The organism is Rhodovulum visakhapatnamense, from assembly GCF_004365965.1.
GTDB classification, from domain to species: Bacteria; Pseudomonadota; Alphaproteobacteria; order Rhodobacterales; family Rhodobacteraceae; genus Rhodovulum; species Rhodovulum visakhapatnamense.
On the sequence record NZ_SOEB01000015.1, the window covers coordinates 14,508 to 33,743 of the forward strand.

The window sequence follows — 19,236 nt, forward strand, 5'->3', positions numbered from 1 at the left end:
GTCATTCGCCGCGCGGGTAGCGCGCCCGGCCTTCGACCTCGTTCAGGTCCATGTGATTGCGCATGAAGCGGTCGCTGGCCCGCTGCAACGGCTGGTAGTCCCAGGGGAAATAGGCCCCGTTCCGCAGCGCCTCGTAGACGACCCCGCGCCGGGCCTGGCTTTTGCGGACCTCGGCATCGAACCGGTTAAGATCCCAGCGCGCGTCGACCTCGGCCCGCAGCCGGGCAAGGGTGTCGGCATGGGCGGGATCGGCGGCAAGGTCGGTCAGCTCCTGCGGGTCGGCCTTTAGATCGAAAAGCTGATCGGGATCGAGCGCGCAGCGGGTCAGCTTGTGGCGCCCGTCGCGCAGCGCCACCAGCGGCGCATAGGACGCCTCGGCCGCGTATTCCATCGGCACCGGGCCGCGCGGCCCACCGCCCGCGACCGGCAGCAGCGACTGGCCTTCGGTCCAGGGGGCAACCTCGTCCATCGAGATCCCGGCCAGATCGCAGAGCGTCGGGCAGACATCGAGGGTCGAGACGGGCGTGTCGATCCGCCCCGGTGCGACGCCCGGTGCCGCGATCATCAGCGGCACCCGCGACGACCCCTCGTAGAAGGTCATCTTGAACCACAGCCCGCGCTCGCCCAGCATGTCGCCATGGTCCGACACGAACAGGATCGCGGCCTCCTGATCGGTCGCCTGAAGAATGTCGAGGAAGGCGCCGATCTTTTCGTCGAGATAGGAGATATTTGCGAAATAGGCCCGGCGCGACCGCCGGATGTCGTCCTCGGCGATGTCGAAGCTGCGCCAGTCGTTGGCGTCGAAGATCCGTTTCGAATGCGGGTCCTGATCGTCGTAAGGGATCGCCGGAACCTCGGGCAGCAGGTGGTCGCAGTCCTCGTAGAGGTCCCAGAACTTTTTGCGGGCCACGTAGGGATCGTGGGGATGGGTGAAGCTGACGGTCAGGCACCAGGGCCGGTCATCCTTGCGGCGCGCCAGATCGTAAAGCTTCTGCGCGGCGGCATGGGCGACCTCGTCGTCATATTCCATCTGGTTGGTGATCTCGGCCACGCCCGCGCCGGTCACGGACCCCATGTTGTGATACCACCAGTCGATCCGCTCGCCGGGCCTGCGGTAATCGGGCGTCCAGCCGAAATCGGCGGGGTAGATGTCGGTGGTCAGCCGTTCCTCGAAACCGTGCAGCTGATCGGGGCCGACGAAATGCATCTTGCCGCCGAGGCAGGTATGATAGCCCGCCCGGCGCAGGTGATGGGCGAAGGTCGGCAGGTCCGAGGGAAACTCGGCCGCGTTGTCATAGACGCCGGTGACCGAAGGCAACTGCCCCGACATGAAACTGGCCCGGCCCGGCGCGCAAAGCGGCGAGGCGGTGTAGCAGGTGGAAAACCGCGCCGACCGGGCGGCCAGCCGTTTCAGGTTGGGCGCGTGAAGCCAGTGGGCCGGGCCGTCGGGAAAGAGCGTCCCGTTCAGCTGATCGACCATCAGGATCAGAAGATTGGGTCGGGTCATGGCAGGGCCTTCAGTTCGGCGTCGAGTGCCGCAAGGACATGGGCAGAGGCGCTGTCTTCGGCCTCGTCGCGGGGGAAATGCACGAATCGCAAGTAAAGCCCGTCGATCAGCGCCGCGAGCCTGCGGGCAATCTCGGGGGCGCGGGGGCCCGCCAGCGGGCGCAGGTCGTGAACGAGGTTCGCATGCAGCCGCCGGTGATAGACCCCCAGCAGCCGCCGCGCCTCGTCCGACCGGTGCGCCAGCACGTAGAAGTTCAGCCAGGCCGCGATCACGTCATGGCGAAAGCTCGTCTCGCTGAAGCTGGCGCGGATCGTGCCGTCGAGCCGGGCGCGGGGCGAGTCGGCCTCTTTCAGAGCCGCCCGCACCTCGGCGCCGTAGACGGCGAGGATATGCCGCATCGCGGCCAGGAACAGCCGGTCCTTGTCGCCGAAATAGTGGAACGCCAGCGCCGACGAAACCCCGGCCCGCCTGGCGATCTGGCCCACCGTCACGCTGAGCGACCCGGTTGCGCCAAGTTCCTGAATCGTCGCGTCGATCAGTTGTGCCTTGCGCTCGGGTTGGGCGGTCATCTGGGGCGTTTCCTGAAAAAGTGGTTGCAAACCGGAGATAATCAGGCACTGTTTGACTGGTCAATCAATAAATCTGCACCTCAAGTCGATCAGGGAATTGCCATGAAACTGACTTCTGCCGTCTCTGCCCTGGCCATGCTGGCCGCGGGCACGGCATTCGCCGATTGCGATACCGTCGTGATGTCCGATGTCGGCTGGACCGACATCACCACCACCACCGCCACGGCCCGCCATGTGCTGGAAGGGCTGGGCTACAAGGTCGACGTCAAGGTGCTGTCGGTACCGGTGACCTTCGCCTCGCTCGACAGCGACGACGTGGACGTGTTCCTCGGCAACTGGATGCCGGCGCAGGCGGGCGCCATCGGCCCCTATCTCGAAAGCGGCGAGATCGAGGACATCAACGTCAACCTCGAAGGCACCAAATACACGCTGGCCACGCCCACCTATGCCTGGGAGGCCGGGCTGAAAAGCTATGCCGACATCGCCAAGTTCGCCGATGAGCTGGACAACAAGATCTACGGGATCGAGCCCGGCAACGAGGGCAACGCCTATCTCGTGAGCCTGACCGAGGAAAACGCTTTCGGGCTGGGCGACTTCAAGATCGTCGAAAGTTCCGAACAGGGCATGCTGGCCCAGGTCGCGCGCTTCTACCGCAAGGAAGAACCGGTCGTGTTTCTCGGCTGGGAACCGCACCCGATGAACGCCAATTTCGACCTGAAATACCTGCCCGGCGGCGAGGATTTCTTCGGCGGCGAGGGCGTCGTGCATACCGTGACCCGCAAGGGCTATTCGGCGGAATGCCCGAACCTTGGCACACTTTTCGCCAACATGGATTTCAGCCTTGCCATGGAAAACAAGATCATGGGCGAAATCCTCGACGACGGCGCCGACCCGGCCGAGGCGACCGAAGCCTGGCTGAAAGAAAACCCGCAGGTTCTCGACACCTGGCTTGCCGGTGTGACCACCAGGGACGGCGGCGACGGCCTGGCCGCGGTCAGGCAAAGCCTCGGGCTCTGACCCCGACCGGACCGCCCGCCCGGCGCAAGCGGTCCCCGGCGGCGGTCCCGCCGCCCTGCCCCTTTCCAAACCGTCAATGCAGGAGGGAATGCCGCCGTGGAGTGGCTGACCGATCACAAGATTCCCGTGGGCCGTGTCGCCGGCACGATCTTCGACTGGCTCAGGGACAATGCCGAGGTCGTGCTGGACGCCATCGCCGCAATCATGGAGGCGATGATCGACGCGATCCTCTGGGTGCTGCAGACGCCGCATCCGGCGTTGGTCACGCTGGGCTTCGTCGCGCTGACCTATGCGCTGCAGCGCAGCTGGAAGACCTGCCTCGCGGTGGCCCTGGGCTTTCTGTTCATTCTCAACCAGGGCTATTGGGAAGAGACCACCGAAAGCCTGACGCTGGTGCTGTCGGCCTGCGTGGTCTGCATGGCGATCGGGGTGCCGATCGGCATCGGCGCGGCGCACCGGCCGCAGCTTTACACCTATCTGCGGCCGATCCTCGATCTGATGCAGACCCTGCCGACCTTCGTCTATCTGATCCCGGCCATCGTCTTCTTCGGCATCGGCATGGTGCCGGGGCTGATCGCGACGGTCATTTTCGTGCTGCCCGCCCCGATCCGGCTGACCTATCTGGGGGTTTCCTCGACGCCGAAGGCCCTGCTGGAAGCCGCGACCGCCTTCGGCGCCACAAGTCGGCAGACGCTCTTCAAGGTCGAGTTGCCCTATGCCTTTCCGCAGATCATGGCGGGGCTCAACCAGACCATCATGCTGTCGCTGTCGATGGTGGTGGTCGCAGCCCTGGTCGGCGCCGACGGGCTGGGCGTGCCGGTGGTGCGCGCGCTCAATCAGGTCAACACCGCGCTCGGCTTCGAATCCGGCTTCGTGATCGTCGTGGTGGCAATCATGCTTGACCGCATCCTGCATGTGGGGGCGCGCAAATGACAGCGACCGCGCTTCGTATCGAAAACGTCTCGATCGTCTTCGGCGCCCATCCCAACCGCGCCCTGCCGCTGATGGACCAGGGCAAGACCCGGGCCGAGGTGCAGGCCGCGACAGCCCAGGTGCTGGGGGTGCACGATTGCAGCCTGACCGTCGAGACCGGCGAGATCCTGGTGCTGATGGGTCTTTCGGGGTCCGGCAAGTCGACGCTTCTGCGCGCGGTGAACGGGCTGAACCCCGTCGTGCGCGGCAAGGTCGAGGTCAATGACGGCACCGGCATGGTCGACGTGACCCATGCCGATGCCGCCACCCTGCGCCGCATCCGCATGCATCACGTCGCGATGGTATTCCAGCAATTCGGCCTGCTGCCCTGGCGCACGGTGCGCGAGAATGTGGGGCTCGGGCTCGAACTGTCGGGTGTCGGCCGCCGCGAGGCACGCGAGCGGATCGACGACCAGCTGTCTCTGGTCGGATTGGCCGACTGGGGCGACCGCCGCGTGGGCGAGCTGTCGGGCGGCATGCAGCAGCGGGTGGGCCTTGCCCGCGCCTTCGTCACCCAGGCGCCGATCCTGCTGATGGACGAACCCTTCTCGGCGCTCGACCCGCTGATCCGGGCCAAGCTGCAGGACGAGTTGCTGGAGCTGCAGCAGCGGCTGAAGCGCACGATCCTTTTCGTCAGCCACGATCTCGACGAGGCGTTCAAGCTCGGCAACCACATCTCGATCATGGAGGGCGGACGCATCGTCCAGACCGGCGCCCCGCCCGAGATCTTCCGCGACCCGAAGAACGACTATGTCGCCGATTTCGTCCAGCACATGAACCCGCTGGGCGTGCTGCGGGCGCGCGATCTGATGCAGCCCGCAACCGGCAGCCCCGAGGTCACCATCGAGGCAGACGCCCTGATCCGCGACGGCATGGACCGGTTGATCGGCGCCACCGCCCCCGTCGGCGTGGTCGAGGACGGCCGCCTGATCGGCCAGATCGGCAAGGACGACGTGCTGCGCGGGCTCTGTCGGCCCGCCGCCTAGCGCCTACCCGGACCGGACCGCCCGGGCCATGCCACAGGCGGTTCCGTCGGGAAAACGGCCGCCCGGCCCGGGTTCCCTCTCCCGCGCTCATTTTTTCGCACTTTTTTCGGAACCGGGCGCGCCGGACCCGCGTTTGCTTGTCACAGGTGGCGCGCCGCGGGGCGGAAACCGGCCTGCGGGGATCGTGACGAGACCCCGCGGGCCTGACTATTCCCGGCTTGCCCGGGGCGGTTCCGGACCGGCCCCGGTATGGTGCGTTTCCGGGGAGTGCGGCCGGACCGGTCGCGCTTGCGCGCGGTGCCAAATCTCGCGTCTTTCCCCGATCACCGACAGCCCCGAAGGTTCGGGCCCGCGGGCTCGTGCGCAAGCAACCAGAGGAGACCGTCCATGCAATTCAAGACCCGCCTGCTGACCCTATCCGTCGCCGCCTTCGCGCTTGGCGCGGGCATGGCTCAGGCCGACACCTGGCGCTATGCCTTCGAAGAGGCGCTCGACGAGGTGCAGGGCATCTATGCCCAGAAGTTCAAGGAAGAGATCGAGGCCAATACCGACCACGAGATCCAGCTTTTCCCCTATGGCACGCTCGGCGAATCCGCCGACATCATGGAACAGGCGCAGGACGGCATCCTGCAATTCGTCGACCAGTCGCCGGGCTTCACCGGCTCGCTGATCCCCGAGGCGCAGGTCTTCTTCGTGCCCTACCTGCTGCCGCAGGAGCCCGAAACGCTGGCCAGCTTCTTCGAGAATTCGAAGGCCATCAACGAGATGTTCCCCAAGCTCTATGCCGATCAGGGCCTGGAACTTCTGACCATGTTCCCCGAAGGCGAGGTGGCGATCACGACCAAGGAGCCGTTCAAGACGCCCGAGGATCTGGACGAGGTCAAGATCCGCACCATGACCAACCCGCTTCTGGTGGAAAGCTACAAGGCCTTCGGCGCGACGCCGACGCCGCTGCCCTGGGGCGAGGTTTATGGCGCGCTGCAGACCAACATCATCCAGGGCCAGGAAAACCCGATGTTCTTCATCGAGTCGACGAAGATGTACGAGGTCACCGATTACGTGACCCGGATCGGGCACAACAACTTCACGACCGCGGTGATGGCCAACAAGGACTTCTTCGAGGACCTGTCGGATGAGGACCGGCAGGCGATCCGCGACGCGGCCGATGCCGCCTTCGCCCATATCATCGATTATCAGAAGGGCCTGACCGAAGCCTCGGTCGAGAAGATCAGGGAGGCCAAGCCTTCGATGACCTTCACCACGCTGTCCGAGGAAGAACGCCAGCCCTTCAAGGACGCGGCCGGCGAGGTCGAGGCCAAGTTCCTCGAGATGACCGGCGACAGCGGCAAGGAGATCCTCGATCAGATGAAAGAGGACCTGAAGACCGCCGAGGACGCCACCCAGAGCTGATCCGACGGTCACCGAAGCGCGCGGGCCGCATCCCGCGCGCTCTGGCCATTTCCCCGCCTCTTGCCCGCCCCGCACCCGGCACCCGCCCGCAGGGAGGAACGGAAGGAAGCTGCCCTTGTCCTCGGACCAATCGCTTCGCGCCCAGGCCAGCCCTGCTCAGGGCCCCACGCAGGCCCAGTCCCAGACCGACACCACCGCCGCCGACGACCCCGACGAGGTGGCTTATGTCTCAAGCCTTCCCGGGGTTCTGGGGACGATCGACGCGGCCATCGCGCGGGTCGAATCCGCGCTGCTGGCCGCGGGCGTCCTGCTGATGGCGCTGAACACGGTCGCCAATGTGGTCGGCCGCTACCTGTTTCAGTCGAGCCTTTTCTTCACCGAGGAACTGAACCGCATCCTGATCGTGGTGATCACCTTCGCGGGCATCAGCTATGCCGCGCGCCAGGGCCGCCATATCCGGATGTCGGCCATCTACGATTCGCTGCCCTCGCGGGCGCGCAAGATCCTGATGATCGTCATCGCGCTGACGACAGCGGTGCTGATGTTCGGCCTGTGCTGGTTCGCGGCGGCCTATCTTCTGACCCAGGCGGGGCGCGGCCGGGTTCTGCCCGCCCTGCAGATCCCGGTCTGGACGACGCTGGTGATCGTGCCGGTGGGCCTGTTCATGACCGGAATGCAATACCTTCTGACGGCGGTGAAGAACGCGATCTCGCGCGACGTCTACCTCTCGACGGCGGTTCTGGAAGGCTATGACGACGACGAGACGGAGGTCTGAGCGATGGCGGCTGCAATCTTCTCGATCATGATCGTGCTGCTTCTGCTGGGCTTTCCGATGATGATCCCGCTGATCGCGGGGGCGCTTGTGGGCTTCGTGACCCTCTTCGGCGGTCTCGGCCAGCTCGAGACCATGATCCAGCAGATGATGGCGGGCATCCGCCCGGCCTCGCTGATCGCGGTGCCGATGTTCATCTTCGCCGCCGACATCATGACCCGCGGGCAATCCGCGGGGCGGCTGATCGACATGGTGATGGCCTTCGTCGGCCATCTGAAGGGCGGGCTCGCGATCTCGACCGCCGCCGCCTGCACCATGTTCGGCGCGGTCTCGGGCTCGACCCAGGCCACCGTCGTGGCCATCGGCGGCCCGCTGCGGCCCCGGATGCAGAGGGCGGGCTATGGCGACAGCTTCATCCTGGCCCTCATCGTCAATGCCTCGGACATCGCCTTCCTGATCCCGCCCTCGATCGGGATGATCATCTATGGCGTGGTCTCGAACACCTCGATTGCCGAGCTCTTCATCGCGGGCATCGGGCCGGGGCTGCTGATCCTCGTGCTGTTCGCGATCTATTCCTGGGCCTATGCGGTCCGGAACGGGGTCCCGACCGAACCCCGCGCCAGCTGGGGCGAGCGTCTGCGCGCGGTCCGGGCCGCGCTCTGGCCGCTGGGCTTTCCGGCGATCATCATCGGCGGCATCTATGGCGGCATCTTCAGCCCGACCGAGGCGGCCGCGGCCTGCGTGCTTTACGCCCTGATCCTCGAAACCCTCGTCTTCCGCGAGATGGGCCTGCGCGACATCTACCGCACCGCCAAGTCGACCGGGCTGATCACCGCGGTCGTGTTCATCCTGGTGGCGGCGGGGGCGGCCTTTTCCTGGGTGATCTCCTTCGCCCAGATCCCGCAGGCCATCCTGTCGGCCGCGGGCATCGACCAGATGGGGCAGATCGGGGTGCTGTTCGCGATCTCGATCGCCTTCTTCATCGGCTGCATGTTCGTCGATCCGATCGTGGTGATCCTGATCCTGGTGCCGATCTTCGCGCCGGTCGTCGCCGATGTCGGGCTCGACCCGGTGCTGGTCGGCACGCTGATCACGCTGCAAGTCGCCATCGGCTCGGCCACGCCGCCCTTCGGCTGCGATATCTTCACCGCCATCGCCGTCTTCAAGCGGCCCTACATGGAGGTGATCCGGGGCACGCCGCCCTTCATCCTGATCCTGCTCGGCGTCTCGGTGGCGCTGATCTTCTTCCCCCAGATCGCGCTGTTCCTCCGCGATCTCGCCTTCCCCGGCGAGGCCGGGTGAGGGCCGAAAGGAGACCGGTTTGTTCAACTCGATCCTCGTTCCCTATGACGGCTCGGCCGGGGCCGAACGCGCGCTGCGCCAGGCGGTCGCGCTGGCCAGGCTCTGCGACGCCCAGCTGTCGGTGCTGACCGTCTTCCGGCACCATTCGATGCTGGAAGCCTCGCTGTCGATGGTCCGCAAGGACGAGCCGGGGCCGCTGGACGACGCCATGCGCGGCTATGCCCGAGAGGTGGCGGACTATGCCAAGCGGCTGGCGCGCGAGGCCGGGGCCGAGGGCACCCGCGCCTTCATCAAGGCCGGACCGCCCGCCCGCACCATCATCCGCTTCGCCCGCGAACACGGGAACGACCTGATCGTGATCGGCAGCCGGGGCCTCGGCTCGGTCGAGAACTACCTGCTGGGCAGCGTCTCGCACAAGGTCACGGGGCTCGCCGACTGCCCGGTTCTGGTGGTCTGAGCCGCAGCGCTCAGAGCCCGAGGCACAGCCGGTAGCTTTGGGCGAAATGCTCGCGCACATAGGTGATCGGCGCCTCATGGAGCCAGGTCTGCCGCTCCATCACCAGCACCGGATCGGCTGGCGCACAGCCCAGCGCCGCAGCCGCCGCCTGCCCGGCCGGTTCGGCATGACACGCGATCCCGCCATGGGTATAGGGCGCCTCGCGCACCAGCCATTCGTTGGGGCTGACGGCCGCCAGATCGGCCGAGGCGATACCGGGGACGGTTCTCAGCACCACCCAGCGCTGCTCGAACATGTGGGCTTCCCCGTCGGCCAGATGCAGGCTTTCAAGATACAGCGTCGCTTCCGCCTCGGGCAGTTTCAGCCGGGCGCGCACCTCTTCGGGCGCGGGGCCGGTTGCGCGCGCCAGAAGCCGGTAGCCATAGACCTGCCCGCGCGCCTCGACCTCGCGCCGGATCTGGGGGATTTCCAGCGTCGCCTTGCGCTGCGGCGCCTCGATCACCCGGGTTCCGGCCTTGCGGCGCCGGTCGAGGAAGCCCTCCTCGGCCAGATCGCGCAAGGCCCGGTTCACCGTCGCCCGGGCACAGCCGAATTCCGCCGCGATGTCGGCCTCGTTCGGGATCAGCTCGCCCGGCGGATAGGTCCGGTCGCGGATCCGCAGCATGATGGTGTCGCGGATCGACTGCCACGAGGCGGCGCGCTCTCCGGCCATGGCTAGAGCCCGTCCCGGAGGCGGCGCATCGCGGCCGCATATCCCGCCACGATCTCGTCGCGCCGGACATGCCGCCCGCCCCGCACCACATGGCGCCCGGCCGACCAGACATCGCTGACGGCGCGGTCGTCGCGCGCGAAGATCCAGGTATCGAGCAGCAGATCGCCCTGCCGCCCGATGCCGTCGGGTCCCATGTCGCCCAGCGCCAGCAGATCGGCCCAGTTGCCGACCGCAAGCCCGCCGCTTGCGCGCCCGGCCGCCTGCGCCCCGCCCTCGGCCGCGCCCTGAAACAGCACCCGCCCGGTCGAGCGGTCCCCGGTCGCCAGCGCCGCGCGGGTGCGGTCGCGCAGCCGCTGCGAATAGTCGAGCGTGCGCAGCTCTTCGCTCAGCGAGATCCGGATATTGCTGTCCGAGCCGACGCCGAAGCGCCCGCCCGCCTGCACCCAGCGCACCCCGTCGAAGATGCCGTCGCCAAGGCTCGATTCGGTGATCGGGCAAAGCCCGGCGACAGCACCGGTCGCGGCCAGCGCCAGCGTCTCGGCAGGCTTCATCTGCGTTGCGTGGATCGGGCACCAACGGGCATCGACCGGGGCATTTTCCAGCAGCCATTCGACCGGACGCCGACCGGTCGCGGCCAGCACCTCGTCGACCTCGGCCTGCTGCTCGGAGATATGGATATGGATCGGTCCCTCGGGTGCCAGCGCCTGGGCCGCGGCGAGCCCCACGGCATCGACCGCGCGCAGGGAATGCGGCGCGACGCCCATCCGGCAATCGGGGGAAAGACCCGCGACATGGACCGCCGCCGCCTCGTGCAACCGTGCGAACCGGTCGGGGTCGTTGCCAAACCGGTCCTGCCCCGCGACCAGCGCGCGGCGGTCGAGCCCGCCATAGGTATAAAGCACCGGCAGCAGCGTCAGCCCGATGCCCGAGACCGCCGCCGCCGCCGCGATCCGGCCCGACATTTCGGCCAGATCGGCATAGGGCGCGCCGCCCGGGCCATGATGCAGGTAGTGGAACTCGACATTGGTGGCATAGCCCGCCTCCAGCATCTCCATCTGCACGAAGGCGGCGATCGCCTCGACATCCTCGGGACCGAGCCGGTCGAGAAAGCGGTACATCAGCCGCCGCCAGGTCCAGAAACTGTCGCGCGGATCGGGGCCGCGGGATTCTGTCAGCCCCGCCATCGCCCGCTGAAAGGCATGGCTGTGCAGGTTCGCGGGGGCGGGCAGAAGCGTCTCGACACCGGTTGCACCGGGCGGACAGGGCACGTTTTCACGCACTCCCGCAATTTTTCCGCCGCTTTCCACGGCAATTTCAACGTTCTCCGCCCAGGAATTCATCACAAGCGCATGCCGCGCCCAGACCCTCTGCATCGCCTGACCCTCCGAGTTTGACTTGATTATTATGTGCAGACATATAATCTCGAATCAAGGAGGAGCCGACAACATGACAGATCTCACCCTTGCCAATGCGACCATCCTGCCACTCGGCGAGGATGCGCCGAGGCGGATCGAGCGGGGTTGGCTGAGGATCGAGGGCGGCCGCATCGCGGCGCTGGGCGACGGCCCGGCCCCGGACGGTGGCCCCATCGAGGATCTGGGCGGCCGGCTGGTCACGCCCGCGCTGGTCGATTGCCACACCCATCTGGTCTATGGCGGCAGCCGCGCCCGCGAATTCGAGATGCGGCTGGAAGGTGCCAGCTATGAGGACATCGCGCGGGCGGGCGGCGGGATTCTCGCGACCGTCACCGCGACCCGCGCCGCCTCCGAGGACGATCTGGTCGCCTCGGCCCTGCCCCGGCTCGACTGCCTGCTGGCCGAGGGCGCTGGCACCATCGAGGTCAAGTCGGGCTACGGGCTGACCGTCGCGGACGAGCTGAAGATGCTGCGCGCGGCGCGGCGGCTGGGCCGCGAGCGCCCGGTCCGCATCGTCACCAGCTGGCTCGCGGCCCACGCCCTGCCGCCCGAATACAAGGGCCGCGCCGAGGCCTATATCGACGAGGTCGCCATTGCCGGGCTGCGCGCGGCCCATGCCGAGGGGCTGGTCGATGCGGTCGACGGCTTCTGCGAGGGCATCGCCTTCTCGGTGGCGCAGATGGCGCGGATCTTCGATGTCGCGGACGAGCTGAGCCTGCCGGTCAAGCTGCATGCCGAGCAGCTGTCGCATCTGGGCGGCAGCCTGCTGGTGGCCGAACGCGGCGGTCTGTCGGCCGATCATGTCGAACATGCCGATGCGGCCGATGCCGCGGCGCTGGCCCGGGCGGGCGCGGCCGCGGTGCTGCTGCCCGGTGCCTTCTACACCCTGCGCGAGACGCAGATGCCGCCCGTCGCCGCCTTCCGCGAGGCGGGCACCGCGATGGCGCTGGCGACCGACTGCAACCCCGGCACCTCGCCGCTGACCTCGCTTCTGCTGACCATGAACATGGCCGCGACGCTGTTCCGGCTGACCCCGGACGAATGCCTGCGCGGCGTCACCGCGAACGGCGCCCGGGCGCTGGGGCTGACCGATTGCGGCCGACTGGCGCCGGGCCTGCGCGCCGATCTTGCCGTCTGGGACATCGCCGAACCGGCCGAACTGACCTACCGGATCGGCTTCAACCCGCTTCACGCCCGTTATTTCGAGGGATGCAAATGCTGACTCTGACGCCGGGCGAGACCACGCTCGCCCAACTGGAAACGCTCTGGCGCGAGGAAGCGCCCGCGCGGCTGGCCGAGACCACCGGCCCCGCCATCGCCGCCTCGGCCGCCCGCATCGCCGCCGCCGCCCAAGGCGATCAGGCCGTCTACGGGGTCAATACCGGCTTCGGCAAGCTTGCCTCGGTCCGCATTCCGCCCGAGGACACCGCCACGCTGCAGCGCAACCTGATCCTGTCGCATTGCTGCGGCGTCGGCGCGCCCCTCGACAGCGCCACCGCCCGGCTGGTGATGGCGCTGAAACTGCTCAGCCTCGGCCGCGGCGCCTCGGGCGTGCGCCCCGAGATCGTCGCGCTGATCGAGGCGATGCTCGAGAAGGGCGTGACCCCCGCGATCCCGGAACAGGGCTCGGTCGGGGCCTCGGGCGATCTGGCGCCGCTGGCGCATATGGCCGCCGTCATGATCGGCGCGGGCGAGGCCATCTATCAGGGCGAGACCCTACCCGGGGCCGAGGCGCTGGCCCGCGCGGGGCTGACCCCCGTCACGCTGGGCGCCAAGGAGGGGCTGGCGCTGATCAACGGCACCCAGGTCTCGACCGCGCTAGCGCTGACCGGCTGGTTCCGTGCCATGGCCTGCCTGCGCGCCGCCATCGTCACCGGCGCGATGTCGACCGACGCCATCATGGGCTCGACCGCGCCGACCCGCGCCGAGATCCACACCCTGCGCGGCCATCGCGGCCAGATCGACGTCGCGGCCGCGATGCGGGGGCTGCTGAAGGGCAGCGAGATCCGCGAAAGCCACCGCGAGGACGATGCCCGGGTGCAGGACCCCTACTGCATCCGCTGCCAGCCGCAGGTGACGGGCGCGGCGCTCGATCTGCTGCGCTTTGCCGGGCAGACGCTTGAAACCGAGGCCAATGCGGTGACCGACAACCCGCTGGTGCTGTCGGACGGGTCCATCGTCTCGGGCGGCAATTTCCATGCCGAACCCGTGGCCTTCGCCGCCGACCAGATCGCGCTTGCCGTGGCCGAGATCGGCGCCATCGCCCAGCGCCGGGTCGCGCTGATGGTCGACCCCGCGCTCAGCTTCGGCCTGCCGCCCTTCCTGACGCCCGAACCGGGGCTGAACAGCGGGCTGATGATCGCCGAGGTCACCACCGCCGCGCTGATGAGCGAGAACAAGCATCTGGCCGCGCCCTGCTCGGTCGACAGCACCCCCACCAGCGCCAATCAGGAGGACCATGTCAGCATGGCCGCCCATGCCGCGCGGCGTCTGGGCGGGATGACCCGCAACCTCGCCGTGATCCTCGGCGTCGAGGCGCTTTGCGCGGGCCAGGGCATCGAGTTCCGCGCGCCGCTGGCAACCTCCCAGCCGCTGAAACGCGCGCTGGCCGCGATCCGCGCCGAGGTGGCCACGATGGGCGAGGACCGCTACCTCGCGCCCGACCTCGCCCGGGCGCAGGCGCTGATCGAAACCGGCAGCCTCGTCGCCGCCGCAGGACTGGAGATGCCCGCATGAGCCCCGTCGACGTGACCCGGGGCGACAGCCCCGTCATCCTCGGACTGCCCCATACCGGCACCCATGTGCCCGAGGACATCCTTGCCCGGCTGAATGACCGGGGCCGTGAGCTGACCGATACCGACTGGCATGTGCATGAGCTTTACGACGGGCTCCTGCCCGGCGCGACGACGGTGCGCGCCACCTTCCACCGCTACGTGATCGACGCGAACCGCTCGCCCGAGAATGAAAGCCTCTACCCCGGGCAGAACACCACCGGTCTGGTGCCGCTGACCGATTTCGACGGCGAACCGATCTGGGACACCGCCCCCGACGCGGCCGAGACCGCCCGGCGGCTGGCCGCGTTCCACGCCCCGTATCACGCCGCCCTTGCCGCCGAGATCGCGCGGGTCCGCGCCCGCCATGGCGTCGCGATCCTCTATGACTGCCACTCGATCCGCTCGGTCATTCCCTATCTCTTCGAGGGCACCCTGCCCGATTTCAACATCGGCACCGCCAATGGCACGACCTGCGCGCCCGCCATTGCCGAAGCCGCCGCAGGCGTCTGCGCCAGGGCCGAGGGCTATACCCATGTGCTGAACGGACGCTTCAAGGGTGGCTGGACCACGCGCCATTACGGGCGGCCCGAAACCGGGGTGCATGCGATCCAGATGGAACTGACGCAATCGTGTCACCTGACCACCGAGGCCGCGCCCTTCGCGCTCGACCCCGACAAGGCCGCGCGGTTGCGCCCGCATCTGGCCGCGATCCTCGCCCGGATCGAGGCGCTGGCGCCGGAGCTGTCCTCGTGAAGCCGCTGGAAGGTCTGCGCATCCTCGATCTGACCCGGGTCCTTGCAGGCCCCTTCGCGACCGCGATCCTTGCCGATCTGGGCGCCGAGGTGATCAAGATCGAGCCGCCCCGGGGCGACGAATACCGCCATATCGGCCCGTTCCGCGAAGGCGAATCCGCGCTGTTCTCGCTGACCAATCGCGGCAAGCACTCGGTGGTTCTGGACCTCAAGGCGCCCGAGGGGCAGGCGCTGGCGCGCCAGCTTGCCACCGGGTGCGACGTGGTGGTCGAGAATTTCCGCCCCGGCGTCGCCGCGCGGCTGGGGCTTGGCGCCGAGGATCTGCGCCGCGACAATCCCGGCCTCGTCCATTGCGCGATTTCGGGCTTCGGGCAGTCGGGCCCCGCGGCGGACCTGCCCGCCTATGACATCGTCGTGCAGGCGATGTCGGGCTGGATGGACGCGACCGGCGAGGAAGACGGCGCGCCGCTGAAGGTAGGCGAGGCGCTCGGCGATGTCGCGGCGGGGCTTTACGCCGTCATCGCGATCCTGGCAGCCCTTGTCGGCCGGGGCCGCAGCGGCAAGGGCGCGACGCTCGATGTCGCGATGCTCGATTGTCTGGTGGCGATGCTGCCGACCAGCCATGCGCTTCATCTTTACGCGAAGGCCCCGGTGGCCCGCGTCGGCAACCGCCACCCGTTCTCGACCCCGTTCGGCGCCTTCCGCACCGCAGATGGCCATGTGGTCATCGCCGTTCTCAGCCCGCGCCAGTTCGCGGGTCTCTGCGCCGCGATCGGAAGACCCGAGGCGGCCGAGGATCCGCGCTTTGCCACCGACGAACTGCGCACCGCGCATGAGCCCGAGATCCGCGCCATGATCGAGGCCTGGACCGGCCCCCGCCCCGCCGCCGATGCGGTCGCGGCGCTGTCGGCTGCCAAGGTGCCCGCCGCGCCGATCCTGACGCTGGCCGATCAGCTCGGCTCGGATCATGCCGCCGCGCGCGGGCTGGTAAGCGAGCTGCCCCATCCCCGGCTGGGCAAGGCCCCGGTGGTGGGCCAGCCGGTCCGCTTCGATGGCCAGGCGCCGCTGGCCGAAACCGGCGCGCCCGCACTGGGCAGCGGCACCCGCGCGGTGCTGGAAGGGCTCGGGCTCGATCGGGACCAGATCGCGGGGCTCGTGGCCGCCGGAATTGTCAGGGAGTATGAGGATGCGTGAGTTCGACCATCTGCTGAGCGCCGAGGAATGCCAGTTCCTCGACATGCTGGAGAGGTTCGCCGCCGAGGTGCTGACCCCGCAGGCGGCCGAAACCGACCGCACGGGCGCCTTTGTCCATGCCCAGCTGGCGGCCCTGGCCGAGACCGGCATGATGGGCGCGAACCTGCCCGAGCGCTGGGGCGGTTCAGACATCTCGGCGCATGCGCTGTTCGAGGCGGTCGCGGCGGTCGCGGGCGGCTGCGGCTCGACCGTCTCGGCGCTGACCGCGCATTTCCTCGCGACCGACAGCCTGTTGCTGGGCGGCGATGACGCGATCCGCGCGCGCTTCCTGCCGGCGGCGGCCGAGGGCCGGATGCTGGGCGCCTTCGGGCTGACCGAACCCAATGCGGGCTCGGACCCGGCCGACATGCGCACCCGCGCCACAAGGGACGGCGAGAGCTGGCATATCAAGGGCCGGAAATGCTTCATCTCGAATGGCGGCGTTGCCGATTTCGTCGTCGTCTTCTGCGTGACCGACCCTGAGGCGGGCCATCGCGGGATCTCGGCCTTCGTGGTCGAGAAGGGCACGCCGGGTCTCGTGCCCGGCCGGGTCGAGCAGACCATGGGTCTGAAGGGCGGCCATGTCTGGGAGCTCGATCTCGACGTGACCGTGCCCGATGCCAACCGCGTCGGCCCCGAGGGCTCGGGTTTCAAGACCGCGATGAAGGTGCTCGACAATGGCCGGACCGAGGTCGCGGCCATGGCCGTGGGCATCGCCCGGGCGGCCCTGTCCGAGGCCCGCGACTGGGCCAAATCCCGCATCATCGGCGGCGAGCCGCTCGCCAATCGGCAGGGCATCCAGTGGATGCTGGCCGACATGGCGACCGAACTGTCCGCAGCCGAGCTTCTGGGCCATGAGGCCGCGCGGCAGCGGCAGGCGGGGCTGCGCTTCACCACCGCCGCCTCGAAGGCCAAGCTCTACGCTTCCGAGGCCGCGGGCCGGATCGCCGATACCGCGCTCCAGATCCATGGCGGCTACGGCTACACCCACGATTTCCCGCTCGAACGCCATGCCCGCGACCTGCGCATCATGCGCATCTATGAGGGCTCGTCCGAGATCCAGCGCAACATCATTGCCGGCCGTCTTCTGGCCTGAGCTTCCGAAAGGACCCGATCCATGACCGATCCGCGCCACAACACCCGTGACATCTTCCCGCCGACGGGCCCCGAGATCACCGCGAAAAGCTGGCAGACCGAGGCGCCGATGCGGATGCTGATGAACAACCTGCATCCCGACGTGGCCGAGAACCCGCATGAGCTGGTCGTCTATGGCGGCATCGGCCGCGCGGCACGCACCTGGCAGGATTTCGACCTGATGGTCGAGACGCTGAAAACGCTTGAAGGCGACCAGACCATGCTGGTGCAGTCGGGCAAGCCCGTGGGCGTCTTCCGCACCTATCGCGACGCCCCGCGCGTGCTGATCGCCAATTCGAACCTCGTGCCGCACTGGGCCACCTGGGAGCATTTCAACGAGCTCGACCGCAAGGGCCTGGCGATGTACGGCCAGATGACCGCCGGGTCCTGGATCTATATCGGCGCGCAGGGCATCGTGCAGGGCACCTACGAGACCTTCGCCGAGGCCGGGCGTCAGCATTATGACGGCAATCTCAGGGGCAAGTGGATCCTGACCGGCGGCCTTGGCGGCATGGGCGGCGCGCAGCCGCTGGCCGCGGTGATGGCGGGCGCCTGCTGCCTGGCCGTCGAATGCGACGAGGATCATGCCGATTTCCGCATCCGCACCCGTTATTGCGACGAGAAGACCCACAGCCTCGACGAGGCGCTGGCGATGATCGGGCGCTGGACCGAGGCCGGAGAGGCCAAGTCGGTCGCGCTGATCGGCAATGCCGCCGATGTCTTCCCCGAGATCCTGCGCCGGATGCAGGCGGGCGAGCCGCTGCCGAACGGGCGGCCCGACATCGTCACCGACCAGACCTCGGCCCATGACCCGTTCCACGGCTATCTGCCGAAAGGCTGGACCGTGGCCGAATGGCGCGCCCGGCAGGAGAGCGATCCCAAGGGCGTCGCGACGGCCGCCCGGGCCAGCATGAAGGACCATGTCGCGGCGATGGTGGGCTTCTGGAATGCGGGCATCCCGACCCTCGATTACGGCAACAACATCCGCCAGATGGCGCTGGAAGAGGGGCTCGAGGATGCCTTCGCCTTCCCGGGCTTCGTGCCGGCCTATATCCGGCCGCTGTTCTGCCGGGGCGTGGGCCCGTTCCGCTGGGCCGCCCTGTCGGGCGATCCCGAGGATATCTACAAGACCGATGCGAAGATGAAGGAGCTGTTCCCCGAGAATGCCGGGCTGAATCGCTGGCTTGACATGGCGCGCGAACGGATCGCCTTCCAGGGCCTGCCCGCGCGGATCATGTGGATTGGGCTGGGCGACCGCCACCGGGCCGGGCTTGCGATCAACGAGATGGTGCGTAACGGCGAGCTGAAAGCCCCCGTCGTGATCGGCCGCGACCATCTGGACAGCGGCTCTGTCGCCTCGCCCAACCGCGAGACCGAGGCGATGAAGGACGGGTCCGACGCGGTCAGCGACTGGCCTCTCCTGAATGCGCTTCTGAACACCGCCTCGGGCGCGACCTGGGTGTCGCTGCACCATGGCGGCGGCGTCGGCATGGGGTTCAGCCAGCATGCGGGCATGGTGATCTGCTGCGATGGCACGGAAGAGGCCGACCGCAGGCTTGAACGCGTGCTTTGGAACGACCCCGCAACCGGCGTCATGCGCCATGCCGATGCGGGCTACGAAATCGCGATAGACTGCGCGCGCGAGCACGGGCTGACCCTGCCGGGCATCCTCAAATGAGGCTGATCCGCCGCAGCGATCTGACGCCCGCGCCCTGGAAGAACGGGGGCGGGCTGACCTGGGAACTGGCGGCCTTCCCCGAAGGCGCGGGCTTTCCGGACATGCTGTGGCGGATGAGCCTGGCCGAGGTCGCCTCTGACGGCCCGTTCTCGGCCTTTCCCGGCATCGACCGCACCCTGACGGTGCTGGCGGGCCGGGGCATGCGCCTCGATTTCGGCGGGGGCAGCGTGGACCTGAGCGAAGACTCGGGCCCGCTGTCCTTCCCGGGCGAGGCGCCGGTGACGGCCCGGCTGGGCGCCGGATCGATCCTCGATTTCAACGTCATGACCCGGCGCGGCCGGGCCGCGCATGCGGTTATTGCCGTTTCGGCAGGCGTTCCGGCCCCGCCGGACACGCGGGCGTTGATCGCACGGCAAAAGCCCGTGGCGGTCGCCGGTTTTGCCCTTGCACCCGGCGAGGCGCTCATGTCCGATCCGGGACGGGACCTGGGCGGCACTGCCGGAGACGGGCCGATGCTTGCCATCTGCCTGCGCATGACGCCATGAA

Annotated in this window: 18 protein-coding genes; 14 read left to right on the plus strand and 4 right to left on the minus strand. The window is 68.3% G+C overall.

Going from position 1 to position 19,236, the window contains the following annotated elements; genetic code table 11:
• Position 1 precedes the first annotated feature (1 nt).
• Both betC and betI read right to left on the minus strand, forming a co-directional pair.
• Entirely contained in the window at positions 2–1,507 is a 1,506-nt protein-coding gene (betC, locus tag EV657_RS13610) for a choline-sulfatase (protein ID WP_134078317.1), read from the minus strand.
• Entirely contained in the window at positions 1,504–2,076 is a 573-nt protein-coding gene (gene betI, locus EV657_RS13615) for a transcriptional regulator BetI (RefSeq protein ID WP_075786580.1), read from the minus strand. The genes betC and betI overlap by 4 nt, the downstream gene beginning before the upstream one ends.
• 102 nt (positions 2,077–2,178) lie before the next feature.
• Here betI and choX point away from each other — a divergent pair, with 102 nt between their 5' ends.
• The 7 genes from choX to EV657_RS13650 all read left to right on the plus strand — a co-directional run bounded on the left by choX (position 2,179) and on the right by EV657_RS13650 (position 8,992).
• Positions 2,179–3,093: a choline ABC transporter substrate-binding protein gene (choX, locus tag EV657_RS13620; protein ID WP_134078319.1), complete on the plus strand. Its 915-nt coding sequence runs from the start codon at positions 2,179–2,181 to the stop codon at positions 3,091–3,093.
• 96 nt (positions 3,094–3,189) lie between these two features.
• Entirely contained in the window at positions 3,190–4,026 is an 837-nt protein-coding gene (gene choW / locus EV657_RS13625; RefSeq protein WP_134078321.1) for a choline ABC transporter permease subunit, read from the plus strand.
• Complete coding sequence (gene choV / locus EV657_RS13630) at positions 4,023–5,051, plus strand: choline ABC transporter ATP-binding protein (RefSeq protein WP_134078324.1); 1,029 nt, start codon at positions 4,023–4,025, stop codon at positions 5,049–5,051. The genes choW and choV overlap by 4 nt, the downstream gene beginning before the upstream one ends.
• Positions 5,052–5,438: 387 nt before the next feature.
• Complete coding sequence (locus EV657_RS13635; RefSeq protein WP_134078326.1) at positions 5,439–6,461, plus strand: TRAP transporter substrate-binding protein; 1,023 nt, start codon at positions 5,439–5,441, stop codon at positions 6,459–6,461.
• Between the two features lie 217 nt (positions 6,462–6,678).
• Positions 6,679–7,236 (plus strand): TRAP transporter small permease, encoded by a 558-nt coding sequence (locus tag EV657_RS13640; RefSeq protein WP_208323273.1) that lies wholly within the window; start codon positions 6,679–6,681, stop codon positions 7,234–7,236.
• Between the two features lie 3 nt (positions 7,237–7,239).
• A complete protein-coding gene (locus EV657_RS13645; RefSeq protein WP_134078332.1) occupies positions 7,240–8,535 on the plus strand; it encodes a TRAP transporter large permease in 1,296 nt (431 codons plus the stop codon).
• Between the two features lie 19 nt (positions 8,536–8,554).
• Positions 8,555–8,992, plus strand: a complete 438-nt coding sequence (locus EV657_RS13650; RefSeq protein WP_113670345.1) for a universal stress protein — start codon at positions 8,555–8,557, stop codon at positions 8,990–8,992.
• A gap of 10 nt (positions 8,993–9,002) precedes the next feature.
• Here the strand turns inward: EV657_RS13650 and EV657_RS13655 are convergent, their stop codons facing one another.
• Together EV657_RS13655 and EV657_RS13660 are read right to left on the minus strand one after the other, a co-directional pair.
• Positions 9,003–9,704 (minus strand): GntR family transcriptional regulator, encoded by a 702-nt coding sequence (locus EV657_RS13655; protein ID WP_134078333.1) that lies wholly within the window; start codon positions 9,702–9,704, stop codon positions 9,003–9,005.
• Between the two features lie 2 nt (positions 9,705–9,706).
• Positions 9,707–11,077 carry a formimidoylglutamate deiminase gene (locus tag EV657_RS13660; protein WP_134078336.1) on the minus strand — a complete coding sequence of 457 codons (1,371 nt, stop codon included), beginning with the start codon at positions 11,075–11,077 and terminating at the stop codon, positions 9,707–9,709.
• A 73-nt stretch (positions 11,078–11,150) separates the two neighbouring features.
• Between EV657_RS13660 and hutI the strand changes: the two genes are divergently transcribed.
• Genes hutI through EV657_RS13695 form a run of 7 tightly spaced genes read left to right on the plus strand, consistent with a single transcriptional unit; the run spans position 11,151 to position 19,235 of the window.
• On the plus strand, positions 11,151–12,341 hold the full coding sequence (gene hutI / locus EV657_RS13665; RefSeq protein ID WP_134078339.1) for an imidazolonepropionase: 1,191 nt from the start codon (positions 11,151–11,153) through the stop codon (positions 12,339–12,341).
• Positions 12,335–13,855: a histidine ammonia-lyase gene (hutH, locus tag EV657_RS13670; RefSeq protein ID WP_134078340.1), complete on the plus strand. Its 1,521-nt coding sequence runs from the start codon at positions 12,335–12,337 to the stop codon at positions 13,853–13,855. Before hutI ends, hutH begins: the two co-directional genes overlap by 7 nt.
• Positions 13,852–14,646: an N-formylglutamate deformylase gene (gene hutG / locus EV657_RS13675; RefSeq protein WP_134078343.1), complete on the plus strand. Its 795-nt coding sequence runs from the start codon at positions 13,852–13,854 to the stop codon at positions 14,644–14,646. The genes hutH and hutG overlap by 4 nt, the downstream gene beginning before the upstream one ends.
• Positions 14,643–15,839: a CaiB/BaiF CoA transferase family protein gene (locus EV657_RS13680; protein WP_134078345.1), complete on the plus strand. Its 1,197-nt coding sequence runs from the start codon at positions 14,643–14,645 to the stop codon at positions 15,837–15,839. The genes hutG and EV657_RS13680 overlap by 4 nt, the downstream gene beginning before the upstream one ends.
• Positions 15,832–16,974, plus strand: coding sequence for an acyl-CoA dehydrogenase family protein (locus tag EV657_RS13685; protein ID WP_134078347.1), 1,143 nt, complete (start codon positions 15,832–15,834; stop codon positions 16,972–16,974). The genes EV657_RS13680 and EV657_RS13685 overlap by 8 nt, the downstream gene beginning before the upstream one ends.
• A 21-nt stretch (positions 16,975–16,995) precedes the next feature.
• Entirely contained in the window at positions 16,996–18,690 is a 1,695-nt protein-coding gene (gene hutU / locus EV657_RS13690; protein ID WP_134078349.1) for a urocanate hydratase, read from the plus strand.
• A complete protein-coding gene (locus EV657_RS13695; RefSeq protein ID WP_075786595.1) occupies positions 18,687–19,235 on the plus strand; it encodes a HutD/Ves family protein in 549 nt (182 codons plus the stop codon). Before hutU ends, EV657_RS13695 begins: the two co-directional genes overlap by 4 nt.
• Position 19,236: the final 1 nt, after the last annotated feature.

Coding starts and splice junctions, on each gene's coding strand:
- EV657_RS13655 (WP_134078333.1), bottom strand. CDS start 9,704: ATGGCCGGAGAGCGCGCCGCCTCGTGGCAGTCGATCCGCGACACCATC.
- hutG (WP_134078343.1), top strand. CDS start 13,852: ATGAGCCCCGTCGACGTGACCCGGGGCGACAGCCCCGTCATCCTCGGA.
- EV657_RS13660 (WP_134078336.1), bottom strand. CDS start 11,077: ATGCAGAGGGTCTGGGCGCGGCATGCGCTTGTGATGAATTCCTGGGCG.
- hutU (WP_134078349.1), top strand. CDS start 16,996: ATGACCGATCCGCGCCACAACACCCGTGACATCTTCCCGCCGACGGGC.
- choX (WP_134078319.1), top strand. CDS start 2,179: ATGAAACTGACTTCTGCCGTCTCTGCCCTGGCCATGCTGGCCGCGGGC.
- EV657_RS13645 (WP_134078332.1), top strand. CDS start 7,240: ATGGCGGCTGCAATCTTCTCGATCATGATCGTGCTGCTTCTGCTGGGC.
- betI (WP_075786580.1), bottom strand. CDS start 2,076: ATGACCGCCCAACCCGAGCGCAAGGCACAACTGATCGACGCGACGATT.
- EV657_RS13635 (WP_134078326.1), top strand. CDS start 5,439: ATGCAATTCAAGACCCGCCTGCTGACCCTATCCGTCGCCGCCTTCGCG.
- choV (WP_134078324.1), top strand. CDS start 4,023: ATGACAGCGACCGCGCTTCGTATCGAAAACGTCTCGATCGTCTTCGGC.
- hutH (WP_134078340.1), top strand. CDS start 12,335: ATGCTGACTCTGACGCCGGGCGAGACCACGCTCGCCCAACTGGAAACG.
- betC (WP_134078317.1), bottom strand. CDS start 1,507: ATGACCCGACCCAATCTTCTGATCCTGATGGTCGATCAGCTGAACGGG.
- EV657_RS13685 (WP_134078347.1), top strand. CDS start 15,832: ATGCGTGAGTTCGACCATCTGCTGAGCGCCGAGGAATGCCAGTTCCTC.
- EV657_RS13695 (WP_075786595.1), top strand. CDS start 18,687: ATGAGGCTGATCCGCCGCAGCGATCTGACGCCCGCGCCCTGGAAGAAC.
- hutI (WP_134078339.1), top strand. CDS start 11,151: ATGACAGATCTCACCCTTGCCAATGCGACCATCCTGCCACTCGGCGAG.